General features: G+C 66.4%; 35 protein-coding genes and 2 pseudogenes. 20 read left to right on the top strand and 17 right to left on the bottom strand.

The features are described 5' to 3' along the window. Positions 1–152 precede the first annotated feature (152 nt). The 5 genes from CG723_RS08320 to CG723_RS08335 form a co-directional block, all read right to left on the bottom strand. Positions 153–755 carry an alkaline shock response membrane anchor protein AmaP gene (locus CG723_RS08320; RefSeq protein ID WP_100592659.1) on the bottom strand — a complete coding sequence of 201 codons (603 nt, stop codon included), beginning with the start codon at positions 753–755 and terminating at the stop codon, positions 153–155. Positions 756–775: 20 nt separating this feature from the next. After that, a complete protein-coding gene (locus tag CG723_RS08325) occupies positions 776–1264 on the bottom strand; it encodes a DUF6286 domain-containing protein (protein ID WP_100592660.1) in 489 nt (162 codons plus the stop codon). 248 nt (positions 1265–1512) lie between these two features. Next, a complete protein-coding gene (locus CG723_RS08330) occupies positions 1513–1785 on the bottom strand; it encodes an Asp23/Gls24 family envelope stress response protein (protein WP_234374201.1) in 273 nt (90 codons plus the stop codon). Between the two features lie 137 nt (positions 1786–1922). After that, positions 1923–2090 carry a hypothetical protein gene (locus CG723_RS46840; RefSeq protein WP_165914339.1) on the bottom strand — a complete coding sequence of 56 codons (168 nt, stop codon included), beginning with the start codon at positions 2088–2090 and terminating at the stop codon, positions 1923–1925. Positions 2091–2173: 83 nt separating this feature from the next. Beyond that, a complete protein-coding gene (locus CG723_RS08335) occupies positions 2174–2659 on the bottom strand; it encodes an Asp23/Gls24 family envelope stress response protein (RefSeq protein ID WP_100592662.1) in 486 nt (161 codons plus the stop codon). Between the two features lie 199 nt (positions 2660–2858). Here CG723_RS08335 and CG723_RS08340 point away from each other — a divergent pair, with 199 nt between their 5' ends. The 12 genes from CG723_RS08340 (at position 2859) to CG723_RS08400 (ending at position 9821) form a co-directional block, all read left to right on the top strand. Next, a complete protein-coding gene (locus CG723_RS08340; RefSeq protein ID WP_100593747.1) occupies positions 2859–3440 on the top strand; it encodes an RNA polymerase sigma factor in 582 nt (193 codons plus the stop codon). Positions 3441–3595: 155 nt separating this feature from the next. Next, positions 3596–3937 (top strand): hypothetical protein, encoded by a 342-nt coding sequence (locus CG723_RS08345; protein ID WP_159032403.1) that lies wholly within the window; start codon positions 3596–3598, stop codon positions 3935–3937. Positions 3938–4341: 404 nt separating this feature from the next. Then, positions 4342–4662 carry a gas vesicle protein GvpO gene (locus CG723_RS08350; protein WP_100592664.1) on the top strand — a complete coding sequence of 107 codons (321 nt, stop codon included), beginning with the start codon at positions 4342–4344 and terminating at the stop codon, positions 4660–4662. A gap of 32 nt (positions 4663–4694) precedes the next feature. Further along, positions 4695–5159 carry a gas vesicle protein GvpJ gene (gvpJ, locus tag CG723_RS08355; protein WP_100592665.1) on the top strand — a complete coding sequence of 155 codons (465 nt, stop codon included), beginning with the start codon at positions 4695–4697 and terminating at the stop codon, positions 5157–5159. 3 nt (positions 5160–5162) lie between these two features. Beyond that, positions 5163–5912: a GvpL/GvpF family gas vesicle protein gene (locus CG723_RS08360; protein WP_100592666.1), complete on the top strand. Its 750-nt coding sequence runs from the start codon at positions 5163–5165 to the stop codon at positions 5910–5912. Position 5913: 1 nt separating this feature from the next. Beyond that, positions 5914–6168 carry a gas vesicle protein GvpG gene (locus CG723_RS08365; RefSeq protein ID WP_100592667.1) on the top strand — a complete coding sequence of 85 codons (255 nt, stop codon included), beginning with the start codon at positions 5914–5916 and terminating at the stop codon, positions 6166–6168. A 7-nt stretch (positions 6169–6175) separates the two neighbouring features. Beyond that, positions 6176–7042, top strand: coding sequence for a histone protein (locus CG723_RS46845; RefSeq protein ID WP_199841697.1), 867 nt, complete (start codon positions 6176–6178; stop codon positions 7040–7042). A gap of 6 nt (positions 7043–7048) precedes the next feature. Next, complete coding sequence (locus tag CG723_RS08380; RefSeq protein ID WP_100592668.1) at positions 7049–8137, top strand: SRPBCC family protein; 1089 nt, start codon at positions 7049–7051, stop codon at positions 8135–8137. Further along, positions 8130–8474 (top strand): gas vesicle protein, encoded by a 345-nt coding sequence (locus tag CG723_RS08385; RefSeq protein WP_100592669.1) that lies wholly within the window; start codon positions 8130–8132, stop codon positions 8472–8474. The genes CG723_RS08380 and CG723_RS08385 overlap by 8 nt, the downstream gene beginning before the upstream one ends. 43 nt (positions 8475–8517) lie before the next feature. Then, positions 8518–9312, top strand: a complete 795-nt coding sequence (locus CG723_RS08390; protein WP_100592670.1) for a GvpL/GvpF family gas vesicle protein — start codon at positions 8518–8520, stop codon at positions 9310–9312. A gap of 6 nt (positions 9313–9318) precedes the next feature. Beyond that, complete coding sequence (locus CG723_RS08395) at positions 9319–9546, top strand: gas vesicle protein (RefSeq protein WP_100593748.1); 228 nt, start codon at positions 9319–9321, stop codon at positions 9544–9546. Next, positions 9543–9821, top strand: coding sequence for a gas vesicle protein K (locus CG723_RS08400; RefSeq protein WP_100592671.1), 279 nt, complete (start codon positions 9543–9545; stop codon positions 9819–9821). The genes CG723_RS08395 and CG723_RS08400 overlap by 4 nt, the downstream gene beginning before the upstream one ends. A gap of 104 nt (positions 9822–9925) precedes the next feature. Here CG723_RS08400 and CG723_RS46110 read toward each other — a convergent pair whose 3' ends face one another. The 11 genes and pseudogenes from CG723_RS46110 to CG723_RS08450 all read right to left on the bottom strand — a co-directional run bounded on the left by CG723_RS46110 (position 9926) and on the right by CG723_RS08450 (position 14938). Then, a complete protein-coding gene (locus CG723_RS46110; protein ID WP_234374301.1) occupies positions 9926–10081 on the bottom strand; it encodes a DUF6131 family protein in 156 nt (51 codons plus the stop codon). Positions 10082–10598: 517 nt separating this feature from the next. Further along, positions 10599–10757, bottom strand: a pseudogene (locus CG723_RS08405) (transposase); the annotation flags it as partial. A gap of 104 nt (positions 10758–10861) precedes the next feature. Next, positions 10862–11077, bottom strand: coding sequence for a CsbD family protein (locus tag CG723_RS08410; protein WP_234374202.1), 216 nt, complete (start codon positions 11075–11077; stop codon positions 10862–10864). 126 nt (positions 11078–11203) lie between these two features. Beyond that, positions 11204–11611 (bottom strand): gas vesicle protein K, encoded by a 408-nt coding sequence (locus CG723_RS08415; RefSeq protein WP_100592672.1) that lies wholly within the window; start codon positions 11609–11611, stop codon positions 11204–11206. Continuing rightward, positions 11601–11837, bottom strand: a complete 237-nt coding sequence (locus tag CG723_RS08420) for a gas vesicle protein (RefSeq protein ID WP_100593750.1) — start codon at positions 11835–11837, stop codon at positions 11601–11603. The genes CG723_RS08415 and CG723_RS08420 overlap by 11 nt, the downstream gene beginning before the upstream one ends. Next, positions 11837–12649 carry a GvpL/GvpF family gas vesicle protein gene (locus CG723_RS08425; RefSeq protein ID WP_100592673.1) on the bottom strand — a complete coding sequence of 271 codons (813 nt, stop codon included), beginning with the start codon at positions 12647–12649 and terminating at the stop codon, positions 11837–11839. Before CG723_RS08425 ends, CG723_RS08420 begins: the two co-directional genes overlap by 1 nt. Beyond that, positions 12642–13040: a gas vesicle protein gene (locus CG723_RS08430; protein ID WP_100592674.1), complete on the bottom strand. Its 399-nt coding sequence runs from the start codon at positions 13038–13040 to the stop codon at positions 12642–12644. The genes CG723_RS08425 and CG723_RS08430 overlap by 8 nt, the downstream gene beginning before the upstream one ends. A 30-nt stretch (positions 13041–13070) precedes the next feature. Beyond that, a complete protein-coding gene (locus CG723_RS08435) occupies positions 13071–13322 on the bottom strand; it encodes a gas vesicle protein GvpG (RefSeq protein WP_100592675.1) in 252 nt (83 codons plus the stop codon). 9 nt (positions 13323–13331) lie between these two features. Continuing rightward, the gene (locus CG723_RS08440) at positions 13332–14045 is read right to left on the bottom strand and encodes a GvpL/GvpF family gas vesicle protein (RefSeq protein ID WP_100592676.1); all 714 of its coding nucleotides are present in this window, start codon (positions 14043–14045) and stop codon (positions 13332–13334) included. Positions 14046–14048: 3 nt separating this feature from the next. Continuing rightward, positions 14049–14564: a gas vesicle structural protein GvpA gene (locus CG723_RS08445; protein ID WP_442802534.1), complete on the bottom strand. Its 516-nt coding sequence runs from the start codon at positions 14562–14564 to the stop codon at positions 14049–14051. Positions 14565–14590: 26 nt separating this feature from the next. After that, positions 14591–14938 carry a gas vesicle protein GvpO gene (locus CG723_RS08450; protein WP_100592677.1) on the bottom strand — a complete coding sequence of 116 codons (348 nt, stop codon included), beginning with the start codon at positions 14936–14938 and terminating at the stop codon, positions 14591–14593. Positions 14939–15353: 415 nt separating this feature from the next. Between CG723_RS08450 and CG723_RS08455 the strand changes: the two genes are divergently transcribed. Both CG723_RS08455 and CG723_RS46850 read left to right on the top strand, forming a co-directional pair. Continuing rightward, on the top strand, positions 15354–15770 hold the full coding sequence (locus tag CG723_RS08455) for an SseB family protein (protein WP_100592678.1): 417 nt from the start codon (positions 15354–15356) through the stop codon (positions 15768–15770). A gap of 630 nt (positions 15771–16400) precedes the next feature. Next, on the top strand, positions 16401–16634 hold the full coding sequence (locus CG723_RS46850) for a hypothetical protein (RefSeq protein ID WP_100592679.1): 234 nt from the start codon (positions 16401–16403) through the stop codon (positions 16632–16634). On the opposite strand, the gene CG723_RS08465 is transcribed toward CG723_RS46850, so the two are convergent. After that, the gene (locus CG723_RS08465) at positions 16619–16876 is read right to left on the bottom strand and encodes an ATP dependent DNA ligase (RefSeq protein WP_234374203.1); all 258 of its coding nucleotides are present in this window, start codon (positions 16874–16876) and stop codon (positions 16619–16621) included. The two genes, CG723_RS46850 and CG723_RS08465, sit on opposite strands and share 16 nt — an antisense overlap. A gap of 196 nt (positions 16877–17072) precedes the next feature. Between CG723_RS08465 and CG723_RS47400 the strand changes: the two genes are divergently transcribed. The 6 genes and pseudogenes from CG723_RS47400 to CG723_RS08490 all read left to right on the top strand — a co-directional run bounded on the left by CG723_RS47400 (position 17073) and on the right by CG723_RS08490 (position 21472). Beyond that, positions 17073–17345, top strand: coding sequence for an ANTAR domain-containing protein (locus tag CG723_RS47400; RefSeq protein ID WP_234374204.1), 273 nt, complete (start codon positions 17073–17075; stop codon positions 17343–17345). Positions 17346–17516: 171 nt separating this feature from the next. Next, the gene (locus tag CG723_RS08475; protein ID WP_324902801.1) at positions 17517–18299 is read left to right on the top strand and encodes an SDR family NAD(P)-dependent oxidoreductase; all 783 of its coding nucleotides are present in this window, start codon (positions 17517–17519) and stop codon (positions 18297–18299) included. 40 nt (positions 18300–18339) lie between these two features. Next, positions 18340–19398, top strand: a pseudogene (locus CG723_RS08480) (NAD(P)/FAD-dependent oxidoreductase); the annotation flags it as partial. Positions 19399–19411: 13 nt separating this feature from the next. Next, complete coding sequence (locus CG723_RS48635) at positions 19412–19582, top strand: hypothetical protein (protein ID WP_159032405.1); 171 nt, start codon at positions 19412–19414, stop codon at positions 19580–19582. Positions 19583–19838: 256 nt separating this feature from the next. Then, positions 19839–20009, top strand: coding sequence for a hypothetical protein (locus CG723_RS46120; RefSeq protein WP_159032406.1), 171 nt, complete (start codon positions 19839–19841; stop codon positions 20007–20009). 260 nt (positions 20010–20269) lie between these two features. Then, positions 20270–21472: a PP2C family protein-serine/threonine phosphatase gene (locus CG723_RS08490; protein ID WP_234374205.1), complete on the top strand. Its 1203-nt coding sequence runs from the start codon at positions 20270–20272 to the stop codon at positions 21470–21472. The last annotated feature ends 461 nt before the right edge of the window (positions 21473–21933 follow it).

Genomic DNA, 21933 nt, shown 5'->3' on the forward strand with positions numbered 1-21933 from the left:
ACGACGCGACCGTCTCCCTCATCGAGTGGCGGGGCGGCGACGCCGGTCACCTCGCCACCCTCGATTGGGCTGACAACCACCCACCCCGACGGAGCGAGGACGAAGCCCCCACGGCCGGTCCGTGCCTTTCACCGCACTCGGTAGCAGCGCCTCTATTCGGCACGGCGCGCCTTGTGCCTGCCAACGTTCAGGTGCGCTCGGGCGGGTAGACGGGTCAACCCAGTGGCCTCGCGTGCGTGGGCCACTGGGCCATGACACAGGGCCTGCAGGACGGGGGCAGGCAGTCCGTGGTCCGTCAGCGTGAGCGCCACATGCAGTTGGGGGCCCGCCGCTCGTCCGGTGAGGTGGGCGCCGGCCTGCTTGACGTCGGGCAGAGCACGCGCTTCGGAGGTCACGGCGTCGCTGAGGGCACGGCCTCGCAGTTCGACGCTTTCGGGTGGAGGCGTCCCACCCAGGTGTACTGCGCTGGGGCGGTGGCGCCGCTGCGCGAGAAGCCAGATGAGGGCCAGGGCGGCTGCCAGAACCAGGACGGCGATGACGGCGGCCCACCACCAGCCCTGATCGCTCCAGTGGACGCGGTCGGTGTTGCTGAGCAGGACTTCGTGAGGCGCGGCCACGGGCCACCCGGCGGGCGGGGCCACGTGAAGCCGGCGGTAGAGGTCGAACCCGGCTGTGAGGATCAGCAGGCCGCCTCCTAGCAGCACCAGGCCGCAAAGAGACAGGAGGAGACGGTTCAGTGTGGATCGACCGTTCATGGCGCGCTCCCGGGGCAGCCTCAGCGGGTGTGGTGTCGTAGACGGATCGTCAGCCGTGGGGTGTGCACCAGGGCGAGCTGACGGCACTGCTCCTGCAGAGCCTGGGTGAGGTCGTCGCGGACGGCCGCAGTGTCGCGGAAGCCGACCTCCGCGCGGGCTGTGACACGACGGCGCCTGACCCGGAGCCGGGCACGGCTGACGCCGGGGACCCGCATTGCGGCATCACGCAGCACCATTGCGGCGCCCTTGCGATCCAGCCAGGCCCCGATCTCCGTGGACTCCTCGGGTGCCCGCAGGGGCAGGAGTCGGCGCAGTCCGGGTGTGAGGGCGAGGATGAGTAGCCACAGGCCGAGAACGACAGCGACGGCGCCCGTGGCCAGCAGCCAGGGGTCGTCGACGGGCCGGGTGGTCATCTCCTCGGCGATGCGGTTGCGCCATGCTCCGGCGCGGTGTCCCGCGCGCACCGCGATCACGTCGTACAGCAGGGCTCCGATGGCACAGAACGCCACCAGAGCGACCAGAGCGGCCGGGATGCGGCGTGCGGACCACAGGCGGGGCGACCTCGCCCCCCGCCCGTCGTACGTTGAGGGCGATGTCGCGGGAGCCCGGATATCGGGCCGGTCCGTTCCGGCTCCTTGATCGGTCGAGGCGGTTCGGTGTGACAGCGTCATGGTGTCCGCCCTCCGTCGTCTGTCGGTTGTGTTTGCTGCTCGGTCAAGGCCGGTGCCGAGTAGGCGCAGGTGGTTGGGCTGCGGGATCAGCGGACGCGACCTGGCTGACCCGCGACAACCAGCCGCCGCACCGTCACCATCACCTCGCCGATGTCCAGACCGGTCAGGTGGGCCACCTGTTCGGTGACCTCGCGTTGCAGTTGCCGGCAAGTGGCGGTGATATCTGTGGGATAGGGAAGATCCACGGACAGCGCCAGCTGTGCCGTCCCGTTGTGCGCAGTCGCGTGAGCGCCGGGTGCAGCCAGGTCCGTCAGCGGGTGCTGCGGTCCGGTGATCCGGTGCAGGGCTGTGCTGGCCACCCTCGCGGCGATGCGTGCCACGACCCGGTCAGGAATCACCGTCGCGCCGCGCTCCGCGGGCGGCGGTGGGCGCTGTGCGCCGTTCGCATAAGGGCCGTCCGGGTGTTTGGACGACTCGTTGGCACTGGGGGCAGTACTCACCGCTGCCGCCGAGTGAATATGTCGGCGTCGCCCTGCAGGACGAGACCTAGGACCAAGCCCACCGCACCCAGGACGGCTACGAGGAGGAAGGCCCAGAAGCCGCCGAAGTATCCGGCGAATCCCAGTGCCATTCCGGCTGCCAGACCCACTGTTGCTGTATTCATCGCTCACTCACCTGTCCCTTGGGTGTTCTGCCACCTAGGGCGCGCTTCTTCCCGCCAGGGGGAGCACCGCCGGTAGCCGGAAGTCATTCGACGCGGCCCTCGGTCGGCTCTGCGTCGTCTTCGTCGGGCAGGTTCACGTCGTCGACGACGAGGTTCACCTCGACGACCTCGAGCCCCGTCATGCGCTCCACGGCGGAGATGACATTGACGCGTACCTCAGCCGCCACATCGACGATGGAGAAGCCGTACTCGACGACGACATCGATGTCCATTGCGGCCTGGCGCTCGCCCACCTCGACCTTCACACCGCGGCTGACGCCGCCGGTCCCTCCACCAGGGACGCGCTCACGAACGGCTCCGATGGCACGGGTCACGCCTGCGCCGAGGTTGTGGATACCGGGTACCTCGCGGGCGGCCGTGCCCGCGATCTTGGCTACGACGCCGTCGGCGATGGTGGTCTTGCCCCGTGTTTCGGGTGAGGTGCCAGCACCGGTCGGCCCTTTCAGCATGGTCGCAGTTTCTGTAGGGCCGTCCTGCTCGGAAGGGGGACGGTCGGTGGTGTCCGTCATGGCAGTCACCTCGATCAGTCGATGCGGGCACCATCACGATGCCCGTCACAAGGTTCGACACAGCCAGGTGGGAAAACGTCACATAAATCAATAAAGCGACTCGTGGGTCCTGAGCTGGGCACTCGTGACAAAGCGGGAAGGAGGTGCAGGCGTGAAGCACAGCACCAGTCCTTCCTCGCGCCAAGGTGCCGGCGACTACCTGTCTTTCAGGCACCCTGCTTCCGGCACTGTCGATGGACTGCTCACCGCACCCGACGATCTGCTGGCGACGCGTGCTGGTGAGGGCGACGAGGAAGCCTTCGCCATCCTGATGCGACGCCACAGCCGCCTCCTGCTCACACTGGCCCTCCACACGCTGGGCAACCTCCAGGACGCCGAGGACGCAGTCCAGGACGCGTTCATCAGCGCCTGGAGGCGCCTGCCCGAGTTCCGTCACGCCTGCGCGTTCAGCACCTGGATGTACCGCATCACCGTCAACCGCTGCCTGAATTCTCTGCGCAGGCGGCCGGCACCGGTACCGTTGAATGCAGTGGCGGAACCCACCGCCGGTGCGGACAGTTCGCCCGCCCAGGCAGCCGAAGAGGATGCTCTAGCCAGCGCCCTGGCCGACGCGCTCGGCGCCCTTGAGCCCCGTCAGCGGGTGTGCTGGATCCTGCGGGAACTGCACGGACTGCCCTACGAACAGATCGCCCAAGTGACTGGCACCAGCCAGCAGACGGTCCGCGGAAGGCTGTACCGGGCACGCCGATCCCTGAAGGAGATGATGGGCCCGTGGCGCTAGACGACCAACCCGCCCAGCCTCCGCTCCCCGGCCGCCTGCACGTGCCGTCTGACGGCTGGCCCGGTGACTCCGTCGAAGACCCGGCACTGGACACAGCGACGAAGACCCTGCGGGAACGGGAACCGCCCAGCACGCAGCGCCTCATCGCCCGCGTCATGACCAAAATCATCAATGATCAGGTGTGGCCGGGATCGACACTCCCCTTCGGCGGCCACGCGCGCGCCCTGCGGATAGCCGAGCGCGCCGCGTCCGCCGTGCTGCGGCGCGCAGCGGACGAGGTGCCCGGCGTCACTACCGTCAGTTGTCGCCTTGTCCGATCTGACCTCTTCACGGGTGTGCGCGTGATCATGACCCTGACCGCCGAAATGAACCGCCCTTTGCCTGAGACGGCCGGACTGGTGCGCCGCTCGGTAGCAGACACCTGCGGCCATGTCCTGGGCATGGTGGTGACCGCCGTCGACATCACGGTGGTCGAGTTCCACCACGCATCCGTGTAGCCGTTCCCAACTGCAGCAGACCAAGCCGCGTCCGGTGCGCCCCGTCGCCTCTCGTCAAACCGCCGCAGCGGCGCCGCCAGCGATTCCGCGCTGCTGCTTCCGCGCAGAGCAGAGGTTGATTGCCGCCGCGACCGTGGGGTGGCCGCGGCCCGGAAAGCCGCGTGAGCGTCCTGCAGTCTCAGGTGGGAACCACGACCGGATCCTCTGGAAGCATGAGAAGCCCAGCAGGCAATACGTCAACAGACCCCCGGGGACGCTGACGTGGCCAATAGCTTGCCGAGCGCACACCAAATGCCCGGATCAGCAGGTGACGGGCCTTGAGGCGCGAGCAACCCGGTCCGACGTGTGCGCTCGTCTGCTCCGCTCGAAGTGCGCTGAGCCCGACATTGGTCAGACTTGTATTCATGGCAGAAGAACGTCGGCCGCGCGCCGGGAAGTCCTCGACGACAGCCGCACGCCGCTCACCGCCCATGCGGGGAGCAGGCCAAGCCGCGCGGGCTGCCTGCCGGAGCCTGGAGGGGCTCATCGGCCATCCCACGGAGGGCGTATCGGCCGTGAAGCGCATCGATGACGGTTGGTGCGTCGTCGTGGACGTCCTCGAGCTGCCCCGGATTCCGGACACTACGAGCCTTCTCGCCTCGTACGAGGTGCAGCTCGACCAGGACGGTGAACTCATGGAGTACTGCAGGGTCCGCCGCTATCGGCGCGGATCCGCCGATGAGTGACCCCGGCTTGTCGACGATCGGAAGGACACCCCATGCCTGCGACCACCTACTCCGATGAGGTAGTGGCGTGCCCACCACGCGCCGGCACGTTGTACGACGTGCTCGAACTCATCCTCGATCGGGGCATGGTGATCGACGTGTTCGTCCGGGTCTCCCTGGTCGGCATCGAGATCCTCAAGATTGACGCGCGCATCGTTGTCGCGAGTGTGGACACCTACCTGCGGTTCGCCGAGGCCTGCAACCGGCTGGACCTGGAACGGGACTCGGGCAGCACCACCGTTCCTGAACTGCTAAGCGGCAGTGCCGCCAAGTCCATCGGCAAACGGAAGGTCCGCAAGGCCGCGGAGACCGTGGGTGACACCGTGCGCAAGGCAGTCGGGGGCCACGACGACGACTCCGACGAGCAGGACGACGACGAAGCAGAGCAGCAGGAACGGCCACGGAAGCGGCGTGCTCCGGCCCGTGGCAGTTCGCGTCGACGACCGGTGGAGGCCTGAGTCGTGACAACCGATGGGGTATACGTATACGCGATCATTCGGGCGGGAAGACCGCTGCCGACGGACTCAAGCGGTGTGGGCAGCCCTGCCGCCCATCTGCGAGTGATTCGGCAGGGCCGGGTCGCCGCTGTCGTCAGCGAGGCGCCCGCGAACCTCCGCGCAAGACGACGCGACCTCTTGGCTCATCAGGAGCTCTTGCTGCGCCTTACGGGTCAAGGCCCTGTTCTTCCCATGCGATTTGGGATGGTGGCACCGGACGAGGCGGCGGTACGCGATCAGTTGGCAGCCTGCGAGGCGGACCACGTGGCTGTACTTGAGCATCTCGCGGACGGGGTCGAGGTCAACGTCAAGGCGTTTCCGGCACAGAATGCGCTGCGAAGCCTTCTTGCGGAGGACAAGAACGTCCGTCGCCTGCGAGATGAGGCGCGCCACAGGCCCGGGTACGAAGCCAACGTCCGGTTGGGCGAAGCCGTCGCGAGTGCTCTGGAAAGCAGGGCCGCCGCAGCCGGTCGGCAAGTGCTGCGCGAGCTCACGTCCAAGGCGCGTGCTGTGGCCTCGGGACCGGAGGTCCACGGATGCGTGCTCAACGTGTCGTTCCTAGTAGGCCGTGGCGACAGCGACGGCTTCCGAAGCACAGCAGAGCAATTCGCCGAGGCGCACCGTGAACGCGTTGAGTTGCGTCTTGCCGGCCCGCTGCCCTGCTACAGCTTTGTCTCCGCTGAAGGCACTTCTGTTCGGACTGTCGGAGTCTGACATGGGTCTGATCACCGGAATTCTCACACTCCCCATTGCGCCGGTCCGCGGCGTGATCTGGGTGGCAGAAAAGCTCAACGACGCAGCTGAGCGAGAGCTGCACGACCCGGGGGTGCTCCGCGCCCAGCTGGCTCTGCTGAACCGCGAACTCGAAGACGGGGACATCAGCTTGGAGGAGTTCGAACGAGAAGAGGAACGACTGCTCGATCGGCTGTATTCCACACGGGTTGGTCCCGCTCCGAACGATCGAAGGTGACAGGCTCATGAATGAAAAGGAAAAGGTGGCGCTTGCTGCTGCTGTAGTGGGCGGCTATGTGCTGGGTCGAACGAAGAAGGGTCGCATGGCTCTGTCCATTGCGACCTATCTGGCAGGCCGGAGGTTCGGTCTTGACCCTCGCCAGCTTGCAGCCGAGGGGATGCGCAGGCTGGGGGAGATTCCCCAGTTTGCTGATCTGCAGGAGCAGTTGCGAGGGGAAGTCCTCCAAGCGGGGCGTCAGGCAGTGGCTGCCGCTGCCGACCGCGGGATGAGCACGCTTGCCGGCGCCATCAGCGATCGCACGGCCCGTCTCGGCGAGACCGCGGACGAGGACGAGGAGGAAGAGGAGGAGTACGCGCCGGAAGAGGAAGACGCGGAGTACGAGGAAGAGGAAGAGCCGGAGGCCGAGTACGAAGAAGACCAGGCCGAGGAAGAGGACGAGGAAGAGGAAGAGCCGGAGGCCGAGTACGAGGAGGAGGAAGAGGAGGAAGAGGAGGAAGAGGAGGAAGAGCCTGAAGAGGAGGCGCGGCCGCAGCGCCGCCGCAGGGCATCCGCAGCAGCAACATCCAAGAAGGCCGCACCCGCCCGCGCGAAGAAGTCCGCACCCGCCAAGAAGTCTGCGGCCAAGAAGACAGCGGCGAAGAAGTCCGCACCCGCCAAGAAGTCTGCGGCCAAGAAGACAGCGGCGAAGAAGTCCGCACCCGCCAAGAAGTCTGCGGCCAAGAAGACAGCGGCGAAGAAGTCCGCACCCGCCAAGAAGAGTGCGGCCAAGAAGACAGCGGCGAAGAAGTCCGCACCCGCCAAGAAGAGTGCGGCCAGGAAAACGACGTCATCGAAGCGAGCAGCATCCAAGCGCGCCGATCGTCGGAGGTAGTCAGTCATGGCCAAGACGGAGAAAGACCAACCCACTGAGGAAGCTTCGGGTATGGACCAGCTCCGCGAAGAGCTGTCCAAGTTCCTCTCCGCGCAAGTGGAAAATCTCGCCGAGAAGGCGGGAGAGAAACTGACCGACGTGACCGAGAAGCTCACCGACGCGTCCGAGTCCGGTTCACTTCCGGCGATAGGATCCCGCATCCTGCAGGGCGACTCCCCGGTGAAGGCATTCGTTTCAGAAAAAGCAAAAGGCGTCAAGGACAGCGTCGTGGGGAAGGTGAAGGACGCTTTTGGCGGGGGGAAGGGGAAACGCAAGTCCAGCGGTGGCAAGGTCATGAACATCATCGAGGTTCTCGATGTAGGGGTGCCCCTGCGCGACGCCTACGACTATTGGACGCAGTACGACCAATTCAGCAGCTTCGCGAAGGGCGTTCGCGACGTCTCGAAGAGTGACGAGGTCGGGAGCGACTGGAAGGTCAAAGTCGGTCCATCCTCGCGTAGCTTCAAAGCGACTGTTCAGGAGCAGATTCCCGACGACCGTATTGTCTGGACCTCCGAAGGAGCCAAGGGCACCACTCGCGGCGCGGTCAGCTTCCATGAACTGGCACCCACCCTGACCCGAATCGTCCTCGTCGTGGAGTACTACCCATCAGGGTTCTTCGAAAAGACCGGCAACCTATGGCGGGCCCAAGGGCGCCGTATGCGACTGGACTTCAAGAACTTCCAGCGGTACGTCAGCCTCACCAATGAAGAACCCGAAGGCTGGCGCGGTGAAATCCGTGACGGTGAAGTCGTCGTGTCGCACGAGGACGCCATGGAAGAAGAGGACGCTGAGCAGGAAGGCGCCGACTCCGATTACGAGGACGAAGCGGAAGGTGCCTACGAGGACGAGGACGAGGAGGAGGACGAGGGCGAGGAGGAGGACGAGAGCGAGGAGGAGGAGGGCGAGGGCGAGGAGGAGGACGAGGGAGCGGAGGACGAAGAAGCCGACGCCGACGGCGAATACGAGGACGAAGACGAGATGGAGGACGAGGAGGAGGACGAGGAGGAGTCTGCTTCCAAGAAGCGACGAGGACAGAGGCGGCGTCGTGACTGACGTCGACTTGCGGCAGACGTCCTATCCCGCCTCCGGCCCGCAGACCACCAATCTCGCCGACATCCTCGAACGTGTTCTCGACAAAGGGATCGTGATCGCCGGGGACATCAAGATCGAACTCCTCGACATCGAGCTGCTCACCATCCGGATCCGCCTGTTCGTGGCCTCCGTAGATACCGCGAAGAAGGCCGGAATCGACTGGTGGGAAACCGATCCGGCACTCAGCTCGCGCGCTTCCCGTAGCGCCCTGCAGGACGAGAACCGCGCATTGCGAGAACGCCTGGAGGCGCTCGAATCCAAAACGAAGGACGAATCGCCCGAGCAGCGACCCAAGTGACCCCGCAGCGAAATTCCCCATCCAGCAAGGAGAACCGAGGCACATGACGGAGCGCGGCCCTGAGCATTCGGACGCCCACGCCACCTACGTGTTCGCGGTCTGCCGGAACCCGGACCCGTCGGCCTTCGTCGGGCTGCCTGGTGTCGCCGACGAGGCGCCCGTGAGCATACTGCCGCTGGAGACACTGACTGCGATCGTCCAGAAGGTCCGAGCTCGCGACTTCACCGACGAGGCCTGGCAGGCACGCCTGTCCGACCAGCGGGAGCTGGAACGTTACGCACGCGCCCACCATGACGTCGTTACTGCGGCTGCCGCCTGCTGCCCTACAGTGCCCCTGCCGCTGGCCACGCTGTACCACGATGAGCAGAGGGCGGGGGACGCCCTCACCAACGAGGCGAACCGCTTTCATGCAGCACTCAGGCGCATCGCGCACCATGCCGAATGGGGCGTAAAGGTGTACGCGCCACCCTGCCCACCGGACGATTCGAGCCGTAGGGCCCGCGCCGGCCGACCGGCACCCGGAGCCGGCCTTGCTTACCTGGAGCGCAAGCGAGGTGTGCAGGAACGTCGCGACCAGAGCCAGGACGAGGCGCTGCAGGTTGCCGGAACGGTAGATTCCGAAGTCCGTCTCCTCGCCACGGCGGCCCGTAGGTTGCGACCGCACGCCCCCCAGCTCTCCGGGGAACGGCGGATCCAGGTTCTCAACGCGACCTATCTGGTAGCCGAACAGCGCGCCGACGAACTCGCCCTGCTGACCCAGTCGCTGCGAGCACGGACCGGGGTGGAGATCGAGCTGTCGGGGCCGTGGGTGCCCTACTCATTTATTGGTGAGGTGTAGACCGTGATCTACGACGACGTGGTGCCTTGGGACAGCCCTGAGCCACTGAACGGCCCCATCGGGGTGCCTCTCGTCGATCTGTTGGACCGACTCCTGGCCACCGGGGTGGTCATCAGCGGCGACCTGGTCATCGCCATCGCCGACGTTCCCCTGGTGCGCCTGTCACTTCATGCTCTGTTGTCGTCCGTCAACGAACGCGTTCCGGCGCCCTGGGCGGACGGAGGCCCGTTGTGACCGGATCTCGACTTGATCTTGACTCCGACAAGGTGGGACGTGACCTCGTCGCCTTCGTGCTCACCGTGGTCGAGCTCCTCCGGCAGTTGATGGAGCGGCAGGCGATTCGACGTGTCGATCAAGGCGATCTCAGCGATGCGCAGGCTGACGAGATCGGAACCACCCTGATGCTGCTCGACCAGCGGATGGCAGAACTCTGCGAGGAGCACGGAGTCCGGCCGGAGGATCTCAACCTCGACCTCGGGCCACTCGGAACGCTCCTGCCGCGGAGCTGATGCTGCAGGCTACGAGCGACTCGAGTCCACCCACCACGTGGAACCTGCACCACCGATCTCGTGGCGTAGACCGCACTTGCGGCAGAAGTTGATCTGGAGATGGATCACCAGTAGTGCCGTCGGCCGCCGACAGCGTGCCCGACGCTCCCCAGAATCCACAGCACAACTCCGATGATCACCAGGATGCCCCCGATGGTCCAGAGAATGCTGATGCCTGCCAGAAGCCCGATGATGAGCAGAATAACTCCGAGGATGATCATCTTGTCCTCCGCCACGGGAGCTCGGCTCCCTGATCGTCGGATGCCCGTGAGTTTAGACGCAGACATGGAGTTTTGAGCAGGCGCGCCGCTCGCGAGAGCTGGCATCGCGGCCTTCGCGGAAGCGAAGCTTCAGACGTCCAATGTCATGATTGCGTCAGCTCTTGAAGGCACCCTTGGAGTGCTCTTTCGCGCCCCGCATCATGCCCCGTGCTTCGAGAGCGGCGCCTTTCGCTGCAAGGGTTTCTTTGTGTGCTGCGTGAGCCGCCTTCCGCAGGGTCTTCCCGACGACCTGTTCGGCCTTTGCCTTGGCTCTTTCTCCGACAGTCATCTCGATACCTCCACGGAACCTCACTGACCGTGTGCCCATGAGCCAGGAGATAAAAACATAAGCACTGGTTCCCTCTGCCTGTGCTAAGGGAACAGGAGCACACGATGTATCACCACATCGTCGCCGAGGTGGCTGAGTAGGGTGGCAGCACGCTGAAGGAATGGCCCATGGTCCGTGGCGGCACTACAAAATTCCTGCCAGGCCCTGCTCGTCGAGGCGTTGAAGAACCCTCTGGTGCAGCCGGCCCCAGACACCGGCACGGGACCAGATGACGAACCGGCGGTGCACGGTCGACTTCGACGCCCCGAAGCACGGCGGCAAGGCCCGCCAGGCGCAGCCGCCGACCAGGTGGTCAGTGGTCCACAGGGGGGAAGCGGCAGTTTGAGGTCAACGTCAACGGCTCGGGCCCTGAGGGGAGTTCAGTCCCTTCGGGGCCCGTGTCCGTCTAGAGATCAGGTGTGCTTCCGGATCTTTCCCTTCGTTTCTTCTGCCCCTCCGCGGACGGTCTGTTCGACTTCGCCAGCTGCCTTTTCGGCTTTACCCTTGGCTCGATCGCCCGTCCCCTTCATTCGCAGCTCGTTGTCGCCTGTTGCTCGTCCGACCTTCTGCTTGGCCTTGCCCATGGTCTCCTGGGCCTTGCCGTGCAGTTTCTTTCCCGCACCAGCCACATGGATCAGCTCCTCGGCTGAGAAAAGAGTCCTTCTCTATTGTCAGCCAAGAACCGGGAAATGACGCCGGAAAATTCCTTCGTTGGCGGTCGGTGAGTGATTGGCTACCGAGGGTCGTCGTGAGAGTCACGCGGACGGCGGTAGCAATGTACCGAGTGGCCCCAAATCCAGATTCAGGTCTTCCATCGTCAGCCCGTACTCGGCACACAGACCAGCCATGCGTTCGTGAAGGACCATGAGCGTGGCACCGAGGCGCTCCTCCTGCTCTTCGGTGAGGTCGCCCTGGTCGACCCGGTGGAGCGCCTGGCGTTCCATGAGCTGACGCAACAGTTCCACAAGCGTGAGAACCAGCCTGACCAGGTCCCGTTCCACGGTGTCCGGGTCGGAGCTGATCCGGTGTGAGGATGCACGTGCGGGCTCGACCTCCGACAGGAGGTCACGGGGCGTGGCGGGCAGCATCCGGAAAGCGCGCTCAGCAGCCTCGGCGACCTCGGCTTTGCGTTGTGCGTGCCTACCGCGTTCTTCAGAGGTCATCGCTGTGTCCTGTGGGAGCGAGCGGGGGCCATGGCGAGGGATTGTCCGGGCCGATGGACACGATCAGGGCGCGCAGCGATATGCGAACGAGGTCGATGTCGGCGATGGAGAGCACCACATCCCCGGTGAGGACCACACCTCCGCTGAGCAGCCGGTCGAGCAGGTCGATGAGGGCGACCTGTCGGTCCGGTAGCGGGGTGACCTCGGACGATTCGCCTGCCGTCATCATGAGATAGGTCCGTCCATGGGATGGTCCGGTCCGGGCGGGGCTGTCGCGAACGAGTAGGGAGCCCATGGTCCGGTGATCTCGACTCTCACTCCCTGGAGGCCCTCGGCAGCCCGTGCGACCTCGGAGCGGAAGCTCTCAGCACGGTCTGCGGAGACGAGGTACGCGTCGTTGAGGACGTTTTCGTCCGCCGTGGTGGCGAGCTCCCCCTGCTGGACACGGTGACGTGCGCGGCCGACCGCGAACTGGCGCCCAACTGTTTCCACCCGCTCGGCAGCCTGCTGCGCAGCCCGGTACACCTGGTCACGGACGCCCTTCTGTGCCTTGCGTTGCCGAAGATAGGCCCGTCCCGGCGGCAGAGCGCCGACTTCGGCCTTGACCGGGGCGGGAGTTGGAGCGGAGGGGTCTGCGTAGATCTTGACGCCCCACTCGACGTGACCTGCGAGCCGAGTGAGCTGCTCGTCGAACACCGCCGCTCGGTCGTCGAGCACCTCACGGGCGCGTGCGTTGTCGAGATAGACGGTTGCCAGGCGCAGAGGGAGAACGTCGGTGCGGGTCGCGAGGGCGTCGATGACGCTGTGATGGGCACGGGCGACGGCCTCAAGCCACGCCATGTCCTCCAGATGCTGTTTGAGGGCGGCCTCCTGAAAGTCGTCCGCTCCGACGCGGCTCACCACGAGGACAATTGATGCGTCGCGGTCGCTGGTCACGAGTGCGACGCTCTCGCCGACACCAGTGAGAGTAGCCGCGTATTCGGCGAGCCCGTGGGCATTACGGGCTACGGCGTAGGCGTAGGTGACCAGTTCATTCATCGCTCTGGCTCCGGGGACGACGCCTCGCCTGCTCCTGTTCCCCCTCGGGGAGCTCCGTGCCCTGGCGCAGGGCATCGATCTCAGCCCTCAGCCGCCGGTTCTCCTCGGACAGCGACCGCTCCCCTCTGGCTCGGGACGAGAGTGACGGATCGTGCTCCCACCAGTCGATGCCCATCTCCTTCGCCTTGTCGACGGACGCGACCAGCAAGCGAAGTTTGATGGTGAGCAGCTCGATGTCGAGCAGGTTGATCTGGATGTCGCCGGCGATGACGATGCCCTTGTCGAGGACCCGTTCAAGAATGTCCGCGAGATTGGCTGACGAGCCTTGGGCGTAGGCCGGCGCGGCTCGGGTCGGATACGAGCCGAGCCTGTCGACGGGAGAGTCAGTCACAGGAGTGGCCTCGCGTTCTGTAGCTTGCGGCTAGGGAGCGCCGCGGTCGCGACGAGCTTTGATTTCATCGAGCCGGTCGAGCAGTTCGTCTTCGCGCTCGTCGAATGTCGCCTCGTCGATCTCCCCGTCGAGCAACCGACGCTCGAGTTCCGCCAATTCGCGGTGGACCGGCGCAGGGTCGTAGTACTTGTCCTCGGCGGCCTCAAGAACACGGTCCGCGACCCAGACAACGCCGCGCACCGGTGCGAGGGGGAGAGTGAGGATTTGAGTGAGCAGGCCCATGGTGATTCCTCAGACGAAACTGTAGGGAGGCAGGGGGCCGTTGAGTCGGAAGTGGACGTCCTCACCCAGCTGATTGGCGACGCTCAACTCCGTGGTGAGGAACATCTCTTCCTGATCGTGAGGGACGAGGAACGAGACATTGAGGAAGTCTTCGCCGGTCAGCTGGGACGACTCCCTGTCCCGGGAGTAAGGGCGAAGCGCCTCGACGACCCCATGGGCCAGTGCCTGCTGGCGCACCTGGACCTCCGCCGCGACCAACTCGCCGAGTCTTACAGGGGCCTCGGGACCGGCGGTTCCGCTGCGGATTTCGTCGTTGAGCTCCCGTGCCTCCTGCGACGAGTCAAGAACCTGTCGTAGCAGAGTGTCTTCGTCCTGCGACACCTTGAGGTTGTACTCCACGGTGTCCTCAAGTGCCTCCAGTCTGGCCGTGTACTCCTCAGCGCGCTCCTCGAGTGCAAGCCGCACTGCCTCGTCGTCCGGGGCCAGAAAACCGAACCTCAGTGGCAGCACCGCACCGTCTTCCATGAGACGGTCCTGGACTTGGTGATGTGCCGAAAGATCACGACGCTTGGGGCGCAAGCCGTCCGGCGCATCGCTGATGACGGCACACAGTGCTCCGCCAATCACGGTACGCAGTTGGGTGGGTGGATCGCCCACGCCATCGAGTCCGTCGAGCCGGAGGGGGTGCTGCTTGCTGGTGATCGAGTAGATGTATACGGCCATCGCTCATTCCTTCTCGCGGGACGAGCCTCTGCTGCGATGGGCCGTCCGTCGGGGGGACCGCCGTCGCCTTTCCACGGGCTCCCTCTCCCTGGTGTCCTCCTCCTCGGATTCGCTCTCTTCGCTCTCCTCGGGTTCGCTCTCTTCGCTGTCTTCCTCGTCGCGCCCGGTGACGCCTTTGATGGTGTCGGTGACCGCATCTACGGCACCGGTCAGCGCGCCTTTGGATTTTCCCTTGGCGCCGCTCTCCACCGTGTCTCCGACGATGTCGGTCAGTTGGGCGGGTGCCTTCCTTCCTGTCTCGAGATCAAGGCGGTTGCAGGCTTCCGCGAAGCGTAGATAGGTGTCGACACTCGCGACCACGATGCGGGCGTCGATCTTGAGGATCTCGATCCCTACCAACGAAACTCGGACGAATATATCGATCACGAGTCCGCGATCAAGAATGAGTTCCAGGACGTCGTACAGACTCCCTGTGCCGCCTCTGGAAACGCTGTTGCCGCCCTGCGGCACCATGGTCATGGTGCCTCCCTTCACCGACGGTGCCCTCAGCCCCGACGGTCGATCTGTCCACGTGTATAGCGCTGGACCCTCTCGTAACCCACCAGGTCGCCCTCCTTGTCCAGAGTGACGCGATAGCTGGCCATCACGCTCGTCGTCTCAGGGATGCGCTCGAGCTCCAGTACCTCTACATTCGCCACCCAGCCGTCCTCCGTCGGTTGCACAGCGGAGACCGATTCGGGGCGCCGACCAAGCAACTCGTACAACTGCTCCGCCGCGGACCGCATGGCCTGCGCCGCGTTGGTCTTGCCGGAGCGGTGCCGAGCGGCGCCGCCTCCCTCGCCGGCGCGGGCGCCCGCGCCGGACCGGCGCTTGGGGGGTCGTTCAGCGGGCATGACGCCACCGATGGAGTAGGAACAGAAGCTACATTTTCTGGATGAACATATAATTCCATGGTATAGGGACATTTGTCGCACTGCTGAAGGTGTGCTCCGGTCTGAACGGCTGGATCGGCGAGTACCTGAGAGTCGTAAGCAGACAGCGCCCAGTGATGCGTACCCGTGGAATCCAGTGATGCGTACCCGTGGAATCCCGCGCTTCAACTGCGGGCTATGCAAAAGGTGTTCGTCTGACGCGACGGCGACGCACTTCGCCGTGGCGCGCTGAGCTGCCACGAGGACGACCGCCATCACCTTCCTGCGGAGCTTTAGGGGAAGGCAGTTGTTGTGGTCGCCCCACGGCGGACAGTTTCCCGTGGACATTGGCGAACCCACGCCGGGCGGCCCACTCGGAGCCACTAGGGGACAAACGATGTGTGACGACAGCATCCCCAAGGAACTTTTCGCGGCCGCCGCCCAGGACGCCCTACGCGACCTCCACCAAGCACCCGACGACCTGGCCGCGCTGGACACGCTGGCCGCCTGCGACATTCTCGTTCCTGAACCTACAGAACTCGGCACTCACGACCACCCGGAAGAGGGCGGACTGACCCTCCCCGTGATCGATGACCCACCACGCCTCCGTGCCGTCCCCGTCTTCACGTCAGCAGAGCGAATGGGCCAGGCACTCCCCGACGTTGTCGTAAGTCACCAGATACAACTTGGACTGCTGGCAGCCAACTGGCCCACCGACGAAGACCTGGCGCTCCTCATCGATCCCGGCCACCACGACGGCGTGATCCTCACCAGCCGAGGCGTGCGAGCGCTACTCGCCCCGCCCCGGACATGACCGCCGTCTCACCAAGCGCTCATGCCTGACTACCCGGCAGAGGCGCTGCCACCCACCCCGGTGCCCCACGGCTCGCACCGCGCCCGCGCGCCCACTCTCGCTCTGCCGCCACCTTCGCGAGTCGGCACCACGCGGCAGGCCGACGGGCCCCGCGTCGCTTGATCGTCGACACGTGCACGACGCTGCTCGACGCTCCGTGCGAACGGCTAGGGGTGAGATCGGCATCGCCGGCACGACCGCCGCGGTGTGGAACGCGGTGCGGTACGCCTGAGGTGTGCGCCCTGCGGTGTGCGCGTACGAGACCTGCCGATCATGCTGGACGAGGTGCTGCGCGCTGGAGGAGCGGCCGGCATGGCGTCCACACCACCACAGGAAAGCCTCACGCAGTTGTCGCGGCATGGATGCTCAGAGCGCATCGGTGGGGGTCTGCCGTCTCCCCGGTACCCGGGAGTGATCCAACTATGCGGCACCAGGGTGTCGGCGGCGAGGACGGGCCCGCACGCCGGCGATGGGGGAGGGGTGAGTGTTCTGAGCCGCGGAGATTTCGGTGGCTGCTGAGGCCGACAGCCGGCATCGGCTGCTGCGCGGGCGGGTGCGGACCTGCACTGCGTCACCGCAGGCAACATCGGGGTGAGGCTGCCGGGCTGCTGGACTGTAACCGGGGAAAGTCGCGCGCCGGGGATCGATCCGGCCCGGATCGACGCCACGCTCACCGACGGCGAGTTCGAGGACATGTTCATCACCGACGTCATCGTCGAAGACATTGGCGAGGGCAGCGATACGTGCTCCGGGGCAGCAGCTGCACCGTCAGGTATGTACACGCACCAAGCTTTCTCGCCGCTCATGGCTCACCGCGCTCCCTGACGACGTCGGTCGGATTCTTGTCGTCTCGTAGCCCCAGGTAGCGGGGATGACGCAGCATGCCGTCGTGTCCACTCCGAGAATTCGATCTGCTCCACGAGCCGCGGCCGCACCCAGCGTGCGGTCCGCTCGGCGATCCGTCCATCGAAGGGTGACTCGGCTGCCTGGAGATGGTCGAGTTCCTGCCGCAGCACAAGCAGGGTGCGCCGGTCGAGCCCGGTGCCGACTTTGCCCGCACAGCCCATCCGCCCGTCCGCGTAGTAGCCGATGAGGAGCGCGCCGAGGAGCCACTCTGTAGGCCTCTCGGCGGATTGTCAGGTCACTCGGGGACGGTGAAAGTAGTGGCTACATTTGTCGTCGATTGTCCTGGAGGCACCCTTGAGGCCCCACCCCCATGAGCAGCTGAGCGATGAGCCTGCGGCCGAAGGTCCTGAGGCACCCGTGCTGGACTCGGAAGGCGGAACCGGTCGGCCGCAGCCGGGGGCCTTCGACGCGGTGGTCGACCAAGCGGCCGGCGTGCTCATCGCCGTAGGGCGGATGACGCCGGCGGACGCCTGGGACGTCCTGCGGGAGACGTCCATGCGCACCGACATCAAGCTCCGGCACGTTGCCGAGCTGCTGGTCGAGTGGGGCCGCTCGGGCGTATTGTGCGCCGACATCCGCACCGAACTGGATCGCCAGCTCGCTCAGCGCAGCCGGGCGCCCAGGATCTGATCAGGCGCAAAGGGGGCGCCACGGCCCGGGGCGGGGCCGTCGGAGGCACTCGGTATTCCGAACTCCGACGCGGCACGAAAGAACGGTGTTACGTGTCCTGGCGGTCGGGTACCCGGCCGCCATGGGCCGTTTGGAGCAGCTCGGACACGACAACGCCTGGCCCGGCGAGTCATGATCCGGCTTTCAAGGACCGCCGTCGCGACCGGGGCGAGCGTCGGCGTGGGTCTGGCTGCGGTCCTGACCTTCGCCGCCCGCAGGGACCGGGCCGCTCTCTTGGACCGGGGCAGTGCCGGACTGGCCGTGGCGGCGGACGAGGCGCGGCACGCGGGGGGCGAGGCGCTCATCGTCACCGTCGAGGTGGCCGACCCCAAGGCCATTAATCGGGCTGCCCAACAGGTGGCCGACGCGTTCGGCCGGATCGATGGTGCAGTTGCCCGCCGTCAACACACCCCAAGTCGACTGGATGTTGCTCCGTGTGGCGGGGCGGGCCCGCCCGCTGCCGCGATCTATGAACCGGAGCTGGTTGCGCGTGCCATAGCCCAGGCCGCTGCACACCCGCGGTGGCGTGAGTACTGGGTCGGCGGGTCCAAGGTGGCCACAGTGGTGGCCAACGCGCTGGTTCCCGGTCGGCTCGGCCGGTACCTCGCCCGCACCGGACACGACTCCAAGATCGAGGAAGGCGAGCATGCCGGGACCGGCTTCCTCTGGCGCCCCGCCGAAGGTCCTCGGGGACGGGACTTCGGCGCGCACGGGAGCTTCGACGCGGGGTCCCGGCCGGGCAGCGCGCAGGAATGGGTGTCCCGCAACCGGGGGCGGGCCGTTAAGGCCGCGGTCATCGTCTGCGGGGCAGCCGTCTTCGCACGCAAGGTGATCCGCAGCGCGGGAGATTCTCACCTCGGGCCGTCCCGGGGTGCTTGGCCGCTCCGGGCAGGGGGACGCGGTAAGCCCGTATGAGCGACCACCTCGGAGGCGAAACGTAGCGCAACCTCGCATCGTGATCGTCGGTGCCGGCTTCGCCGGGTGTCAGGCGGCCCGCACTCTGTCCCGGCCGGCCCGGCACAAGGCGGAGATCATCCTCCTCCACCCGACCGACCACTTTCTGTATCTGCCCCAGGTCGCCGAGGGCGTCCTGGAGCCACGCCGTGTCACCGTCTCGCTCACCGGCACCCTGCCCCACGTGAGGCTGGTGCTGGGAGAGGCCGACGGCATCGACCTCAAAGGACAGACGGTGCACTACGGAAATCCCGAGGGCGGCGAGGGCTCACTCACGTACGACCGGCTCGTGCCGGCCGCGGGAAGCGTCAACAGATCGCTGCCCATTCCGGGTGTCGCCGAGCACGCACACGGCTTCCGAGGACTGCCCGAGGCGCTGTACCTGCGCGACCACGTGACCCGCCAGGTCGAGCGCGCTACTGCCGACGACCCCAAGAGCTGTGCCTCGCACTGCACATGCGGGGTGGTCGGTGCTGGCTACACCGGTACGGAGGTCGCGGCCCACGGGCAGCTGTTCACCGACGCGCTGGTGCGCAAGCAGCCGCTACGGGAGGGCATGCGGCCCCGGTGGCTGCTGCTCGACATCGCCGAGCGCGTCCTCCGAGCTGGACGAGCGGCTGTCGCGCACGGCCGACCGCGAGCTGCGTCGGCGTGGCGTGGACGTGCGCACCGAGACCGCCGTCAAAGAGGCGACCTCGAACGGAGTGCTGCTCAACGACGGCGAGTTCGTCGAGAGCCGGACCTTGGCCTGGTGTGTCGGTGTACGGCCCGATCCGCTCGCCGAGGCCCTCGGACTGCCCATGGAGCGCGGCCGGCTGTTCGTCGACCCTCACCTCCAAGTCCCCGACCACCCCGCGGTGTTCGCGTGCGGAGACGCTGCCGCTGTGCCTGACCTTGACAGGCCCGGCCAGTACACGCCGATGACCGCGCAGCACGTTTGGCGGCACGGGAAGATCGCGGGCCGCAACGTGGCGGGGAGCGCCGTACCTACCGTCATCGTGGCCTCGGCTTCACCGTCGACCTCGGCGGCGCGAAGGCAGCGGCCAATCCTCCGGGCGTACGCTGTCCGGCCCGTGCTTGACGCCTTCACCGACGGCCGTCCGGTCCCGCGTCCGGTGCGTATCGTTGTCCGGACGATGCCCGGCTCGGCGAGTCCCGCGGAACAACTGCACGCGGCCGGCATCGATGCCGGGACGATCGCGGCGGCGACACGGCTGCTCGTCGAGGCGGCCGTTGTGCGCTGACCGGAGGAAACCGACATGACCAGTACCGAGACGGGCGCAGGTCGCCGTTATGACGAACGCACAGCCACCCAACTGGGTGAGGGTGGTCAGATCCTGATCGACCACGGGGGCGGGCCTGCCCAGGATGCGCGACCCGGCGGACGGCGACGTGGACGATCTGCGGACTCTGTTGAGAGAACCGCACGGGATCGGACGCGTCGGAACGGGCATCTTCCTCCGTGAAGTACAGGAACTATGGCCTGAGTTCAGTCCCTTCGTGGACTCCAAGGCGCCCCAGGGCGCCGAGCGTCTCGGGTCGCCACCGCGGACCTCAGAGCTGGTCCGCATGGCCGAGGATGCGTCGACGAGCGCGTCAATGGCCTCGGCACTGGTGCGGGCAGCCCTGGACAAGGACGTCGTGGCGGACCGCCTGGACCACGCCGCCTGAGGGTGCCCGGAAAGCGATGCCCCCATCCCATGCTCTCCAGAACCGACGAGAAACCCTTTCCAGGGGTCCTCGGACACGTTCGGCAGAAGCCCCGTTCACCTGGGCATTTCCCTGGCCGGACAGCGAACCCAGGCACGGCGGAGTCTCCGAAGAGCCACGATGAGTCTTCTCCCCGCGCGCGAGCCAGGCGGCCTGGTGTGAGACTGCACAGGTACGCATCCGCCGTGGACCGGACCAGGTTCCGGAGGAGGGGTGATGAGGTGTCGGTTCCTGAGATCCCTGACGTTGCCCTGGGCGAGCTTCTCGCGGATCCCGGCACCTCGACGCTCGACCTGACCACCGCTGTCGCGCGTTGTTCCAAGGCCCTGGGACTTGAACATTCCGTGGTGTACCTGGCCGATCTGCAGCAACGACAGCTGACACCGCTCAACGACGTGTTACCGGCGCTTCCCATTGACGACTCGCTCGCCGGCTGGACCTACCGCACCCAGTCCCTGCGCGTCGAGGAGTCCGACGTCGGAGGGATGACGGCCTGGTTGCCGCTCGTGGACGGGGCGGAACGCCTGGGGGTCCTCGCTGTACGGTCGCCCGCTCTCGATCCGCTGTCGCTGCGCCGAGGCAGGACCCTCGCGGCCTTGCTCGCCATGATGGTCACGTCAAAGAAGGCGTACAAGGACACCTACGTCCGTCAAACCCGTACGGAACCCATGAGACTGGCCGCCGAGATGCTACGGGCCTACCTTCCGCCCCGCACGATCGGGTCGACACGCGTCGTGTCGACAGCCGTCCTGGAACCGGCGTACGAAATCGGCGGAGACGCGTTCGACCACGCGCTGACCGACTCGATCCTCCACACCGCGATCCTGGATGCCATGGGGCACGATCTGGCCTCCGGCCTGACCTCAGTGGTCGCGCTGGCCGCCTGCCGTCACGCGCGCCGCAACGGAGCAGACCTCCCGGACCTCGTGGAGTCCGTCGACACGGCCCTGTCCGAGTGGCTGCCGAACCGCTTCTGCACCTCTGTCCTCGCCCAACTGGACCTACGCACTGGCAAGTTGCGCTGGATCAACTGCGGACACCCGGCGCCGCTCCTCATCCGCGACCAACGCCTGGTCGCCGGAGCGATGGATCGCGAGGCCGACCCGCCCATGGGGATGCCGGCCGCCTTCACTGTGGAGCCACGACGAGTGCACGAAATCTCCCTCGAGCCGGGGGACCGCGTACTGATGTTCACCGACGGCGTCACGGAAGCCCGTACGGGGGACGGCGGCGAACTTGGACTCGAACGGTTCGCCGACTACGTCGTGCGGGCCGCCGCGACAGGCGAGCTGGCGCCGGAGACACTTCGGCGCCTCATCCACGCGATCCTGGATGCTCAGGAGAACCGCCTCCGGGATGACGCGACGATCCTCATGCTCGAGTGGCGGAACCCGCCGCGGGCGCCAGAGGCGTACGGCACCTGACGTACGAATTCCCGTGACGCGGTCGCGAGGGGTGGAAGGAGCTGAACGGGTCACTGACGAAATCGGCGTCGACCTCCCTGTTGTGGCGCACCGCGCCACCGGGCCAGGGCCAGGGCCGATGCCGTACCGCCACGCCGCACCTCCAGCGAGTTCGGCCCCCAGTTCACAACCAAGTGCCCAGATCAATAGGCGTGAACCGGAAAATAGCCAGGCATTCACGGCGAATCCGGCGCCGTCGCTGTGCGCCGGCAGCGGGGGCTGCCATCCGGGGTCGGACCGACCGCAGGGTCGCTGCCTGAGGGACAAGTGGCTACGGCGAAGCTGGGGGGCTCGGTCCAGATCGTGCCGCAGGCGCGGTGGTGCTCCGATGGGGGCGCGCCAGGGTAGCCGTAGAAGCTGATTACGCCGCCGCACGTGTGGGGCTCGGTGTCACGGCACAGCGGCGTCACTCTCATGGACCT

This window comes from Streptomyces sp. CB01635, from assembly GCF_002803065.1.
Lineage (GTDB): Bacteria > Actinomycetota > Actinomycetes > Streptomycetales > Streptomycetaceae > Streptomyces.